General features: G+C 45.3%; 12 protein-coding genes. 10 read left to right on the top strand and 2 right to left on the bottom strand.

What is annotated here, in order from left to right; genetic code table 11:
• Positions 1 to 57: 57 nt before the first annotated feature.
• Both PCY71_RS03070 and PCY71_RS03065 read right to left on the bottom strand, forming a co-directional pair.
• Positions 58 to 1343, bottom strand: a protein-coding gene (locus PCY71_RS03070; RefSeq protein WP_275043514.1) for an ISL3 family transposase whose coding sequence is annotated in 2 segments (ribosomal slippage) — positions 58 to 833 and positions 833 to 1343 — 1287 coding nt in all. Because the reading frame shifts where the segments join, the coding sequence is not laid out codon by codon here.
• A 164-nt stretch (positions 1344 to 1507) separates the two neighbouring features.
• The gene (locus PCY71_RS03065) at positions 1508 to 3703 is read right to left on the bottom strand and encodes an LTA synthase family protein (RefSeq protein ID WP_048771452.1); all 2196 of its coding nucleotides are present in this window, start codon (positions 3701 to 3703) and stop codon (positions 1508 to 1510) included.
• Positions 3704 to 3953: 250 nt separating this feature from the next.
• Here PCY71_RS03065 and PCY71_RS03060 point away from each other — a divergent pair, with 250 nt between their 5' ends.
• The 10 genes from PCY71_RS03060 to pheA all read left to right on the top strand — a co-directional run bounded on the left by PCY71_RS03060 (position 3954) and on the right by pheA (position 13165).
• A complete protein-coding gene (locus tag PCY71_RS03060) occupies positions 3954 to 5117 on the top strand; it encodes a class I SAM-dependent rRNA methyltransferase (RefSeq protein WP_048771454.1) in 1164 nt (387 codons plus the stop codon).
• On the top strand, positions 5114 to 5791 hold the full coding sequence (gene aroD, locus PCY71_RS03055; protein ID WP_048771456.1) for a type I 3-dehydroquinate dehydratase: 678 nt from the start codon (positions 5114 to 5116) through the stop codon (positions 5789 to 5791). Before PCY71_RS03060 ends, aroD begins: the two co-directional genes overlap by 4 nt.
• A complete protein-coding gene (locus tag PCY71_RS03050; RefSeq protein ID WP_048771458.1) occupies positions 5781 to 6635 on the top strand; it encodes a shikimate dehydrogenase in 855 nt (284 codons plus the stop codon). Before aroD ends, PCY71_RS03050 begins: the two co-directional genes overlap by 11 nt.
• A gap of 10 nt (positions 6636 to 6645) precedes the next feature.
• A complete protein-coding gene (aroB, locus tag PCY71_RS03045) occupies positions 6646 to 7713 on the top strand; it encodes a 3-dehydroquinate synthase (RefSeq protein WP_048771461.1) in 1068 nt (355 codons plus the stop codon).
• A 90-nt stretch (positions 7714 to 7803) separates the two neighbouring features.
• Complete coding sequence (aroC, locus tag PCY71_RS03040; protein ID WP_048771464.1) at positions 7804 to 8970, top strand: chorismate synthase; 1167 nt, start codon at positions 7804 to 7806, stop codon at positions 8968 to 8970.
• 15 nt (positions 8971 to 8985) lie between these two features.
• Positions 8986 to 10092 carry a prephenate dehydrogenase gene (locus PCY71_RS03035; RefSeq protein WP_048771467.1) on the top strand — a complete coding sequence of 369 codons (1107 nt, stop codon included), beginning with the start codon at positions 8986 to 8988 and terminating at the stop codon, positions 10090 to 10092.
• A gap of 18 nt (positions 10093 to 10110) precedes the next feature.
• Positions 10111 to 10449 (top strand): YlbF/YmcA family competence regulator, encoded by a 339-nt coding sequence (locus PCY71_RS03030; RefSeq protein ID WP_009659474.1) that lies wholly within the window; start codon positions 10111 to 10113, stop codon positions 10447 to 10449.
• 133 nt (positions 10450 to 10582) lie between these two features.
• On the top strand, positions 10583 to 11866 hold the full coding sequence (gene aroA / locus PCY71_RS03025; protein ID WP_301412443.1) for a 3-phosphoshikimate 1-carboxyvinyltransferase: 1284 nt from the start codon (positions 10583 to 10585) through the stop codon (positions 11864 to 11866).
• A complete protein-coding gene (locus tag PCY71_RS03020) occupies positions 11859 to 12335 on the top strand; it encodes a shikimate kinase (protein ID WP_101771527.1) in 477 nt (158 codons plus the stop codon). The genes aroA and PCY71_RS03020 overlap by 8 nt, the downstream gene beginning before the upstream one ends.
• Positions 12332 to 13165, top strand: a complete 834-nt coding sequence (pheA, locus tag PCY71_RS03015; protein ID WP_101771526.1) for a prephenate dehydratase — start codon at positions 12332 to 12334, stop codon at positions 13163 to 13165. Before PCY71_RS03020 ends, pheA begins: the two co-directional genes overlap by 4 nt.
• Positions 13166 to 13181: the final 16 nt, after the last annotated feature.

Genomic DNA, 13181 nt, shown 5'->3' with positions numbered 1-13181 from the left:
CTGCAACTTATCCCTCTTTTTCGGGCTCTTTGTCAACTGTAGTGGGTTAATGAAAAGTTATAATCTGGAGAGGACTAAATCAGTCCTCTCCTTTTTGATGTTCAAAGCGATGAGGATTCTAGTTTTAAAATTGTCAAAGTTCCGAAAGCCGAAAGCGTTTCGCTTGATGACTTTGATGAGGTTGATGAGGTTGTTAGTAGCTTCTAGTTTTGCGTTTGAGTAGGGCAGTTCCAGTGCGTTCAGGATCTTATCCTTGTTTTTCAAGAAAGTCTTAAAAACAGTTTGAAAAATAGGATTTACATAAGAAATGGTATCTTCAATGAGTCCAAAGAAATGCTCAGTTTTTTTCTCTTGAAAATGAAAAAGCAGGAGTTGGTAGAGTTTATAGTGTTCTTGGAGTTCTTGGGAGCAATAGAGAAGCTTTTCTAGAATCTCTCTATTGGTCAAGTGCATGCGAAAAGTCGGGCGATAAAATCGTTTATGGCTTAGTTTACGGCTATCCTGTTGAATGAGTTTCCAGTAGCGTTTGATGGCCTTATATTCGTGTGATTTCCTATCAAACGGATTCATGATTTGGATGCGAAGGCGGTTCATAGCTCGACTTAGATGTTGTACAATGCGAAAACGATCCAGAACGATTTTAGTGTTTGGAAATAGTTTTCTGGCAATATCGTAGTAGGGACTAAACATGTCCATGGTAATGATTTTGACTTGGTTTCGGACCTGTCTGGAATAGCGCAGAAAGTGATTGCGAATCGTTGCTTGAGTCCGTCCGTCTAAGATAGCTATAATCCTTCTTGAATCAAAATCCTGTGCAATGAAGCTCATCTCTATCTGCCGATTGAAACAGTCACTTCCCTGACTGTTTCCACATCCCAGCTCATGTATTCTGGAAGGCAGTTAAGGTCAGTCTTGAACTTGAATTCTTTCAATTTACGAATGACGGTGGAAGTAGAGACAGCTAAGCTTTCAGCGAAGGCTGTCATAGGGACTTTCTCGATTAGTTTTTGAGCGATTTTCTGGTTGACGATGGCTGCGATTTGGTGATTCTTCTTGACTAAGGAAGTCTCTGCGACAGCCATTTTCCTACAGACTTTACAGCGAAAACGTCGTTTCTTTAAGCGAATCAGCGTTTTATATCCCGCACACTCTAGATAGGGAATTTTTGCTTCTTTCTGGAAGTCATATTTAGCCATTTGTCCTTGGCAGTGAGGGCATTTAGGAGCAGGATAATCCAGCTTAGCGATGATTTCTTTATGAGTTCCAGCATCTAGAACATCCAAGATAGTGATGTTAGGGTCTTTTATTCCCAGTAAGTTTGTGATAAAATTGAACTGTTCCATAAGAGTCTTTCTAATGATAGTTTCATCGCTTTTCATTATAGGACTTATGGGACTTTTTTTTCTACAACAAAAGAGGCTCCATCATTCCTACAGCGGTTTTACCCACTACAGAAATTATAGAGCCTGAAAAGCCTTAAGTCCAATGGACTTAAGGCTTTTGCTATCTATGGATTGGCTGTGGAGCTAGAGCTGGAAGAGCTTGAGTTTTCTTGACTGCTGTCTTCGTCGCTGCTGCTAGTTTGGAACTGCTCTGGATGCAGTGCACGATAGCTTGGCGAATTAAAGAGGTCCACAGTGGAGACATTGCCTCGCTTAGAGTAAAGACTGGTTGATTGGTCGCCTTTTTCCTTTTCAATAGCCAACAAGGCCTTCATTGAATTTAGGTAAGAATAGTCTTTAGGGTTGACTTTGCCTAAGTCATTTCCCTTGTAGAAGCGAATCAAGTCGCCGGTCTGAATAGCGTCACTCATCTTAAGCTGGGTATTGGCAGCATTACGAATTTCATCCAGTTCTTTCTTGATGGTTTCGTCAGGATTGGTAATTTCTTCACCGGTTTGGGTGTAGTAGGTCCGTCCGTTGAAGCTAGTGTATTTTGGAGTAACAAAGTTATTGCTGGATCGGAAAGCTGTGATTTGCTGATGCTGAGTTGATAACATATCTTGACCGACCTGAAGGTAGTTTTTAGAGTCAATGCCCAGTAAATGCTCCAATGTTGGCAGCATATCTACTTGACCGGCGTAGGTATCAATTATCTTTCCTTTGTCCATGCCAGGGACTACAACCATGTAAGGCACGCGCTGCATCATGGCATTGTCGTAGTTGGACCAAGTCTCAGAAGTCTTGCCTACAAGAGGGGCCAAGTTAGGATTACGGGTTTGGGAAATTCCAAAATGGTCTCCATAGAGAACGATAATAGAGTTGTCATAGAGGCCAGATTCTTTAAGATAATCAAACAAGGCCTTGACAGAAGAATCTAGATAGTTGGCAGTGGCAAAGTAGCCGTTGATGGTTTCATCCTTGGTCTTAGCCAGAGGGAAGCCAATCTCGTCACCAATCAAGCTAGTCGTGTAAGGATAGTGATTGGAAACCGTGATATATTTAGCATAGAAAGGCTGCTGCAGGTGTTCCAGATATTTGATGGAATCTTTCAGCATAATCTTGTCGTTCAAACCATACTGGAAAGAGTTGGTGTCGTCCTGCTTGGTAAAGTAAGACGCATCGAAGAAATAGTTATAACCCCATTGCTTGTAAGCTGTATTGCGGTTCCAGAAGCTTCCAGTGTTTCCGTGGAAAACAGCGGAAGTGTAGCCGCCGTTTTTGGAAAGAATAAAAGGTGCAGCTTGCTGGGTATTAGTACCACCGTAGTTAACCATAAAGGATCCTTGGTTGAGACCGAAGAGTCCAGTTTCAATCATGGTTTCAGCATCAGAAGTCTTACCAGCCTTGACCTGGTTGAAGACATTAGAGAAAGCCAGAGTCGAATTGGAGTGGTAGAGGGAATTAAGGAAAGGTGTCACCTCGTACTCTTTCCCATCTGCCTGCAGCTTATAGTCAATCAGGAACTGCTGGAAGCTTTCCAGATGGACATAGATAACATTGCGGCCTTTGGCAATCCCGTAATATTCTGGATTTGGTTCCGCATAATGGGATTGGATATATTCTGTTACTGGTTCCAAGTCTTTTTCAGAAGCTTTGGAACGCTCACGATTGGCGGTATATGTCTGGTTAGCACTGTAACCTAGAAAGGCTGGCAAGCCCAGAGCCCGAACGACATAATAGTTGGAAAATCCACGTGACAAGAGCTCAGGTCGGTCAATTTCAGCCAAGAAAAGGTTGGCTGAGAAAAGCATGGCAGACAGGGAGGTTACAGCAAAGCTGGCGCGTTTATTGAAAGGTCGGTCATCCATTCGGATGTATTTCTTAAAGAATAAGAAGGCCAAAATCGGAAAATCAATCAGATAAAGAATATCCCAAGGGCGGAAGAGCTCAAGTGCTGCCTCACCAAGTCCAGCTGAAACGCTGCTAGAAGCCAGCATAGTGTTTACAGTGACAAAGTCACTGAACTCGCGGTAGTAAATGGAGTTAGATACCAGCCAAGCAAAGAGGAGCAGATAGATTCCGAAGGCTAGGCTGTAGAATAATTTGGTTCGTTTTACATAAAGTGCCAGCCCCAGCAGCAAAAGGCTGATAGGGAAAGGGTTGATAATAGCTAAAAATACTTGATAGAAACCTTGAATATCAAGGTTGAAATCAATCGTGTAGGCCCACATGGTTTTTATCCAATAGAGGACCAGTAAAGTCAAGACAAAACCTAGTCTCGTACTCATGAAATTGAGTAAATTCTTGGTTATTTTTTTCACAAAAAGTTACTTCCTTGTCTTATTTCCTAAAAATTTTCTCCTCTAAGTATAACATAATTTCTCCAGTTAAGGAAAATTTGAGCCGCATTTGAGATATTTTAAATCGGCGAAATTGTAATATTTCTATAAAAGCCTTATCCTCTCTATGGAGAGGTTTATAGTCGTTTTGTACTCGTTTGTGAAATCTTTTATTAACTCAAATGTAAAATATGTTTTGAGAATTTTCACAATCTTTGGTATAATATAATTTATGAATAAACTTACTGTTACTCAACAGGCAGAAGAAAAACTGAGAAAGGGCATTCTTTTATTAGATAAAAAGGATTTTGGCGCTCTCTCGCTTCAGAATCAATGTGTGGAGCTACAAAACCATCAGGGAAAGTTTTTAGGCACAGCCTATCTCTCTCCGCAGAATAAGGGAGTTGGCTGGCTGATTTCCCAGAAGAAGGTAGAGCTGAACTCGGATTTTTTTCAAGGCCTCTTTGAGCAGGCTAAGGGCAGACGTTCTACTTATTTCCATTCGGCTGACACGACAGCCTTTCGACTCTTTAATCAAGAGGGGGATGGCTTCGGTGGCTTTACAGTGGATTTCTACAATGATTTTGCGCTTTTTTCTTGGTACAATGACTTTGTCTTTGCTATCAAGGAGCGGATTCTAACAGCCTTTGTTAAGGTTTTTCCAGAGATTCAGGGAGCTTATGAAAAGATTCGTTTCAAGGGTTTGAACTACGAATCGGCTCATCTCTACGGAGCGGAAGCGCCAGAAACCTTCACAATCTTGGAGAACGGTGTTCGCTATCAGGTTTTTCTGAATGACGGTCTCATGACCGGTATCTTTCTGGATCAGCACGATGTGCGTGCTAGTCTGGTAGATGGTCTGGCTACTGGTAAAAGTTTACTCAATATGTTTTCCTATACAGCTGCTTTTTCAGTTGCAGCAGCCATGGGCGGTGCCAGTCAGACAATATCAGTTGATTTGGCCAAGCGCAGCCGTGAGCTGTCTGAAGCTCATTTTATGGCCAATGGTCTGACACTGGATCAGCATCGCTTTCAGGTGATGGATGTCTTTGATTATTTTAAATACGCTAAGCGTCACGTTCTAAGCTTTGATGTCATTGTGATAGACCCGCCTAGCTTTGCTAGAAATAAGAAGCGGACATTCTCAGTTGCTAAAGATTATCATCGTTTGGTTGCACAAGCTTTGGAAATCCTGAATCCTCAGGGAATCATGATTTTAAGTACCAATGCAGCCAATCTTTCCAAAAGTAAGTTTAAACAAGAAATTGAAAAAGGTCTTGCCGGCAGAAAGCACCGCTATCTTGCGGAGTATGGTCTGCCAGCAGACTTTGTCTATAATAAAAAAGACGGGAGCAGTAATTACCTCAAGGTATTTACAATAAAGGTGGACCAATGAAATTAGTCGTTTCTGTAATGCCCAAGAGTTTAGAAGAAGCTCAAGAAATTGATGTATCACGCTATGAAGATGCGGATATTATTGAGTGGCGGGCAGATTTTCTGGCCAAGGATGACATTTTAAATGTTGCGCCAGCTATTTTTGAAAAATTTGCCGGACGTGAGTTGATTTTCACGCTGCGGACCCGTCAGGAAGGCGGAGAAATCGAACTGTCCGATGATGAATATGTAGCTCTTATCAAGGAAGTGGCCGGTTTTTACCAGCCGGATTATATCGACTTTGAATATTTCTCTCACAAGGGGAAATTTGAAGAAATGCTCGAGTTTCCTAATCTGGTGCTAAGCTACCACAACTTCGAGGAAACGCCTGAAAATATGATGGAAATCCTGTCTGAGCTGACTTCTCTGACCCCTAAGGTAGTCAAGGTTTCTGTCATGGCTCACAATGAGCAGGATGTGCTGGACTTGATGAACTATACTCGCGGTTTCAAGACTTTGAATCCTGAGCAGGATTTTGTCACCATTTCCATGGGAAAAGTCGGCAAAATTTCACGCATTGCGGCTGACTTGACAGGTTCCAGCTGGTCTTTTGCCAGTCAGGAGATAGCGTCAGCACCTGGTCAGATTTCTCTGAGCAATATGAAGAAAATCCAGGAGATTTTGAATGAGAATTAATGGCCACACCCGCATGGCTGCTGTGGTTGCCAAGCCAATTAAGCACAGTATTTCTCCTCTTATTCACAATATGGCTTTTGAAAAGACTGGTGTCAATGGTGTCTATCTAGCTTGGGAAGTAGAAGCGAAGGATCTGCAGGCCAGTATAGAAAATATCCGCAGATACGATATGTTTGGTGTCAATCTTTCCATGCCCTATAAGCAGGAAGTGATACCTTATCTGGACGAGCTGGATGTCAGTTCCCGCCTTATCGGAGCGGTCAATACGGTTGTGAATAAAAATGGAATTTTAGTTGGTTATAACACAGATGGCAAGGGATTTTTTAAGAGCTTGCCTTCTTTTGCTATTCGGGGCAAAAAAATGACGATTTTGGGGGCAGGTGGAGCAGCGACAGCGATTATTGCTCAAGCAGCTTTGGACAATGCAGAGGAAATTTTTGTTTTCACTCGACAGGCTTCCTATGAGAAGATTGTCAGAAAGATAGCAGCTATTAGCCGCCAAACCAAGAGTCGTATCCAGGTACTAACTTTGGAAGATACGGATAGCTTGCAGGATAGAATTAACCAATCAGACCTTCTGGTAAATGGGACCAGTCTAGGCATGGATGGCATCAGCATGCCCCTACCTAAACAGATTGAGTTGCCTTGCCAGATTTTAGTTGCGGATGTTATCTACCAACCTTTTGAAACGCCCTTTCTCAAATGGGCCAGAAATCAAAATGTCACAACAATCAATGGACTTGGTATGCTGCTTTATCAAGGAGCAGAAGCCTTTGAGCTTTGGACTGGTAAAACCATGCCCAGTCAGGAAATTTGGCAGTGTTTAGAAGAATTGTATAAATAAGGAGGCGCTTATGAAACTGAATGTGAATCTCCCGCATCATCCCTATGATATTCTCATCAAAAAGGGGTCTTTATCTCAGGCTGGAAGTTGGCTGAGTCAGCTTTGGCAGCCTCAGAAGGTAGTTATCGTCACGGACAATCGAGTGGCTCGACTCTATGCGGAAAAGGTCAAGCTGAGCTTGGAAGCGGCTGGGTTTGAGACTTTTGTCTTTGACTTTTTGGAGGGTGAAGCCAGCAAGAACTTAAAGACGGTCAACAAAGTCTATGAGTTTTTGGTTAAGGTTGGTCTGACCCGCAGTGACGGCATTGTAGCCTTGGGAGGCGGCGTTGTTGGTGATTTGGCAGGATTTGTTGCTTCGACCTACATGCGGGGCGTTCATTTCGTGCAGATTCCGACCAGCCTGACTGCTCAAGTGGACTCCTCTATCGGTGGTAAGACAGGTGTCAATACACCTTGGGCCAAGAATATGGTAGGAACTTTTACCCAGCCTGACGGAGTTCTGATTGACCCAGAGGTCTTGTATACTTTGGGTCAGCGGGAACTAATCGAAGGCATGGGCGAGGTGGTCAAGTACGGCTTGATTGAGGATAAGGAACTCTGGGATGAGCTGTCAGAAATGGATGGCAGTCCAGAGTCTATTTTGGAGCATGCGGAGAGCATCATTTACCATTCCTGTGATGTCAAGCGTAAGATTGTGGTCGAGGACGAGCTGGATAATGGTGTTCGCCTTTACCTGAACTTCGGCCATACTATTGGGCACGCTATTGAAGCGATAGCGGGCTATGGAAAAGTCATGCACGGTGAAGCCGTGGCGATTGGCATGGTACAGGTTTCCCGTGTCGCTGAAAAGAAAGGCCTTATGCCAGCCGGAATCACAGAAAACATCATCCATATGTGTCAGAAGTTTGGCTTGCCGGTGGATTACCAGCCTTGGAATGAGAATGCTCTTTATCAGGCCGTAACCCATGATAAGAAGGCTAGAGGCAACTCTATCAAGCTAGTACTGGTGCCCGAGCTAGGGTCGGCTAGTATTCACCAGATTCCGTTGGAAGAGATGAAAGAATTTCTGAAGAAATGAGTGCCAGATGGAGTTTAAGACGATTGGACAGTTTGAATAAAAATAGACAGGTTGTCCATATCTTTCCGTCCCAGAAATAGGAGAAAATGTATGAGATACTTAACAGCAGGAGAATCCCACGGACCACGTCTGACAGCTATTATTGAGGGAGTGCCGGCTGGTCTTCCTCTGACCGCTGATTATATCAATGCTGAGCTCAAGCGACGCCAGGGTGGGTACGGACGCGGTGCCCGCATGAAGATTGAAAGCGATCAAGTCGAGATTACGTCTGGGGTTCGTCATGGCTTGACCATGGGCGGCCCGATTACCCTCAATGTTACAAATCTGGATCATCAGAAGTGGCTGGAGATTATGAGCGCGGCAGATGTGGATGAAAAGAAAAAAGGGCTGCGCAAGATTACCAAACCACGCCCTGGACATGCGGACTTGATTGGTGGTATGAAATACCGCTTTGACGATTTACGAAATTCCCTTGAGCGTTCTTCTGCCCGCGAAACGACCATGCGTGTAGCAGTTGGAGCAGTAGCCAAGCGTTTGCTGGAAGAAATCGGTGTGGAGGTAGCCAGCCATATCGTAACCTTTGGTGGTATTGATATTGATGTGCCGAACAATCTGACTGTAGGAGAAATCAAGGAAAGAGCTGCCCAGTCAGAGGTTTCCATTGTCAATCCCGATCGCGAAGAAGAAATCAAGGCCTACATTGACCAGATTAAGAAAGACGGGGATACCATCGGTGGTGTCATTGAGACTGTCGTTGGTGGTGTGCCGGTCGGTCTGGGCTCCTATGTCCAGTGGGACAAGAAGCTGGATGCCAAGATTGCTCAAGGAGTCGTGTCCATCAATGCTTTCAAGGGAGTCGAGTTTGGTGTGGGCTTTGAAGCCGGCCGTCTCAAGGGCAGTCAAGTCATGGATGAAATCCTCTGGTCTGAGGAAGATGGCTTCACTCGCAGGACCAATAATCTAGGCGGCTTTGAGGGCGGTATGACCAATGGTCAGCCAATCGTGGTGCGAGGTGTTATGAAGCCCATTCCAACCCTTTACAAGCCTCTGATGAGCGTGGATATTGAGACCCATGAGCCTTATAAGGCGACAGTAGAGCGGAGCGATCCTACGGCTCTGCCAGCGGCGGGTGTTGTCATGGAAAGCGTGGTGGCAACAGTTTTAGCCACCGAAGTTCTGGAGAAGTTCTCTTCGGACAATCTGGAAGAACTAAAGGATGCGGTAGCCCGCCATCGGGAATTTGTCAAGAACTTTTAGAAGAAAGGAGTGGGCATGGAGAGAAAAACAGTCTATATCGCAGGTCTGGGACTGATTGGAGCTTCTTTGGCTCTGGGCATCAGGCGAGCTCATCCTGAGATTGAAATTCTCGGCTATAACAGAAGTGAAGAATCGCGTAGAGTTGCCTTGGAACGTGGAATGGTAGACCGGGTAACGGATGATTTTGCCGCCTTTGCTCCATTGGCTGATGTGATTATTCTGGCTGTGCCCATCAAGCAGACCATAGCATTTATCAAGAATCTAGCGGAGCTGAACCTGAAGGAAAATGTTATCATCTCAGATGCTGGATCGACCAAGGCTGAGATTGTGGTAGCAGCAGAAAAGTATCTGAAGAATAAGCCCGTCCGCTTTGTCGGAGCTCACCCGATGGCTGGAAGTCACAAGACCGGAGCCAAGGCAGCCCATGTCACTCTCTTTGAAAATGCCTATTATATTTTCACGCCCTCTAGCCTGACCAAGCCTGGTACGCTTGAGGAAATGCAAGACTTGCTGAGTGGTCTTCACGCCCGCTTTATCCAGGTGGACGCAGCCGAGCACGACCGAGTGACCAGTCAAATCAGCCATTTTCCGCATATCCTAGCCTCCAGCCTGATGGAGCAAGCGGCAGCTTATAGCCAAGAGCACGAGCTGACCCAATCTTTTGCAGCCGGTGGTTTTCGAGATATGACACGGATTGCGGAGAGCGAGCCTGGTATGTGGACCTCTATTCTCTTGACAAATCCTCAAGCTATCTTGGAGCGGCTGGAAGATTTTAAAAACCAGTTAGACAAGGTTGCCGCAGCGATTGAGGCAAAGGACGAGACAGCTATCTGGGAATTTTTCGACCGAGGACGGCAAAGCCGTAAGCAGATGGAAATTCATAAGCGAGCCGGTGTGGACAGCTTTTACGACCTCTTTATTGAGGTGCCTGACGAAGAAGATGCGATTTTGGGTATTTTAGAGCTTCTGCGCGGAATTTCAGTCGTCAACATTCGTATCAACGAGGAAAACCGTGAAGATATTAACGGTATTCTGCAAATCACCTTTAAAAATCACCAAGATTTGGAAAAATCTGCTAAAATAGTAAGAGAAAATACGGATTACCTAGTGTCCGAAGACTAATATAGATTGGAGAACTCTATGTCAAATATTTATGATTTAGCCAATGAACTGAGCAGAAATCTGCGCGATTTGCCTGAGTATAAGGCAGTTGCAGAAAGCAAGGAAGCAGTGGATGCTGATAGCGAAGCGAAGGCTATTTTTACAGATTATCTGGCTTTCCAGCAGGAGTTGCAACAGCTGGCTCAGACTGGTCAGGTACCGACTCAGGAAGTGCAGGATAAGATGACTTCCTTTGGTGAGAAGATTCAGGGCAATGCTGTTCTTTCTGAATTCTTCAATAAGCAGCAGCAACTGTCCATCTATCTGGCGGACATTGAGCGTATCATCTTTGATCCGGTGCAGGATTTGCTTAAGTAAGCTAATAAAAAAAGAAGAATCTGGGCTGAATACTTGGATTCTTTTTGCTTCAGCTAGGATTCCAGAAATTTTAAGAATTTCTGGTCTTTTTATGATAAAATAAGAAGCAACAAAGGAAAGTACGAGGTCACCTATGAAATTATCAACCAATGTAAGAGGCCTGAAAGGGCGTATCCGCGTACCTGGAGATAAGTCTATCAGTCACCGTTCCATTATTTTTGGCAGTTTGGCCAAGGGAGTTACTACAGTTCGTGACATTCTGCGTGGGGAAGATGTGCTGTCTACCATGCAGGTTTTTCGCGACTTAGGCGTGCAGATTGAGGACGATGGAAATCTAGTCAAGATACATGGCGTAGGATTTGAAAGTCTGCAAGCACCGAAAAATAAGCTGGATATGGGCAATTCTGGAACGTCTATCCGTTTGATTTCTGGTGTTTTGGCTGGTCAGGATTTCGAAGCGGAGATGTTTGGTGACGACAGTCTATCCAAGCGGCCTATGGATCGGGTGACCATTCCTCTGCGGCAGATGGGAGTCGAGATTGCTGGTCGGACTGAGCGTGATTTACCACCGCTCAAGATGAAGGGCAGCAGGGAACTGCAGCCTATTCATTATCAGTTGCCAGTGGCTTCTGCTCAGGTTAAGTCTGCCTTGATTTTTGCTGCCATACAGGCTCAGGGAGAGTCAGTCATTATAGAAAAGGAAATCACCCGTAATCATACAGAAGATATGATTGTCCAGTTTGGTGGACAGATTGAGGTCAAGGGCAAGGAAATTCGCATTCAGGGTGGCCAGGAATTCACTGCCCAAGAAGTGACGGTCCCAGGAGACATTTCCAGCGCAGCTTTCTGGCTGGTGGCTGGATTGATTGTACCGGACTCTAAGATTGTCTTAGAGAATGTCGGCATCAATGAAACTCGTACAGGGATTCTAGAAGTGATAGAGGCCATGGGCGGACAGATGACGCTGTCAGATGTTGATCCAGTAGCCAAGTCTGCAACCATTACCGTTGAGACTTCTGAGCTTAAGGGCACTGAGATTGGCGGCGAGATTATCCCGCGCTTGATCGATGAGCTGCCGATTATTGCTCTTCTTGCGACGCAGGCTCAGGGACGGACTGTCATTCGTGATGCAGAGGAGCTCAAAGTCAAGGAAACCGACCGGATCCAGGTAGTAGCAGACGCTCTCAATAGCATGGGCGCAGCTATTACCCCGACGGAAGACGGCATGATTATCGAAGGGAAAACACCTTTACACGGTGCTCAAGTCAATACCTTTGGTGACCATCGTATTGGGATGATGACGGCAATTGCTGCTTTGTTGGCTCAAAGTGGTCAGGCGGAACTAGAACGATCTGAAGCTATTAAGACTAGCTATCCAAGCTTCTTCAGCGACTTGGAGGGCTTGATGCATGGCTAAGATATTGCTGGGCTTTATGGGAGCCGGAAAATCCACAGTGGCCAGAGCCTTAGCCCAAGACTTTGTCGATATGGATGAACTGCTCTGTCAGCGGTTGGGCATGTCTATCAAGAGCTATTTTGACCAGCATGGTGAAGCGGCCTTTCGGTCTGCTGAAGCCCAGCTCTTGGCTGAGTTGATTGATACGGACTTGGTCGTTTCAACTGGCGGTGGTGTAATCGTCAGCCCAGAAAATCGCAGATTGCTGGCTCAGAATGCTGACAATATCTACCTGAAAGCAGATTTTGAAACGCTCTATCAGCGAATCCAGCAAGATGCTGAGCAGGAGCGGCCCCTGTTCTTAAACCAGAGCAAGTCAGACTTGCAACAGATTTTTGAGCAGCGTCAGGCCTGGTATGAGGAAGTGGCGACCCAGATTGTCGATACGAGGCTCAAAAGCCCGCAGGAAATTATTGAGGAAATTCAATGAAAATAGCATTTTTAGGTCCCAGAGGCTCCTTTTCTCACCATGTAGCCCAAGCTGCCTTTCCAAGCCAGGACTTGGTGCCTTATCAGAATATCACTGAGGTCATGAAGGCTTATGAGGCTAGAGAAGTGGATTACTCGGTTGTTCCGGTGGAAAATTCCATTGAGGGCAGTGTCCATGAGACGCTGGACTATCTCTTTCATCAGGCGGACATTCAGGCGGTGGCTGAGATCGTCCAGCCCATCAAGCAGCAGCTCTTGGTGACGGATTTAGAGAAGCCGATCGAGAAGATATTTTCTCATCCGCAGGCTATTGCCCAAGGGAAAAAATACATCCGCCAGCATTATCCGCAGGCTGCCATTGAGGTGACGGCTAGTACGGCCTATGCAGCTCGTTTTGTGGCAGAGCATCCTGAAAAGAATTTTGCGGCTATTGCCCCGCGCACGGCTGCAGCAGAATACGGGCTCAAAGTAGCAGCCAGTGATATTCAGGAAATGGAAGAAAATTATACCCGCTTCTGGATTCTAGGTCATGAGGTTCCTAAGCTTCAACTGACCAAGACGGGAGACAAGCAGACACTGGCTTTAACCTTGCCGGACAATTTGCCAGGTGCCCTCTATAAGGCTTTGTCGACCTTCGCTTGGCGTGGGATTGACCTGACCAAGATTGAGAGCCGACCTCTAAAAACGGCTCTGGGAGAGTATTTTTTCATTATTGACATTGACAACGAGCAGAAAAAATTGGCGGATTTTGCCTATCAAGAGTTGACAAGTCTTGGAATTACTTATAAAATTTTTGGTAGCTACAGTGTGTTTCTGATTCAGGACCAGTAGCAGTAGATTGGAGAAG

The organism is Streptococcus sp. SN3, from assembly GCF_030439905.1.
The sequence above is the reverse complement of the archived record's forward strand: the minus strand, read 5'-3'. Positions and strand labels throughout refer to the sequence as shown.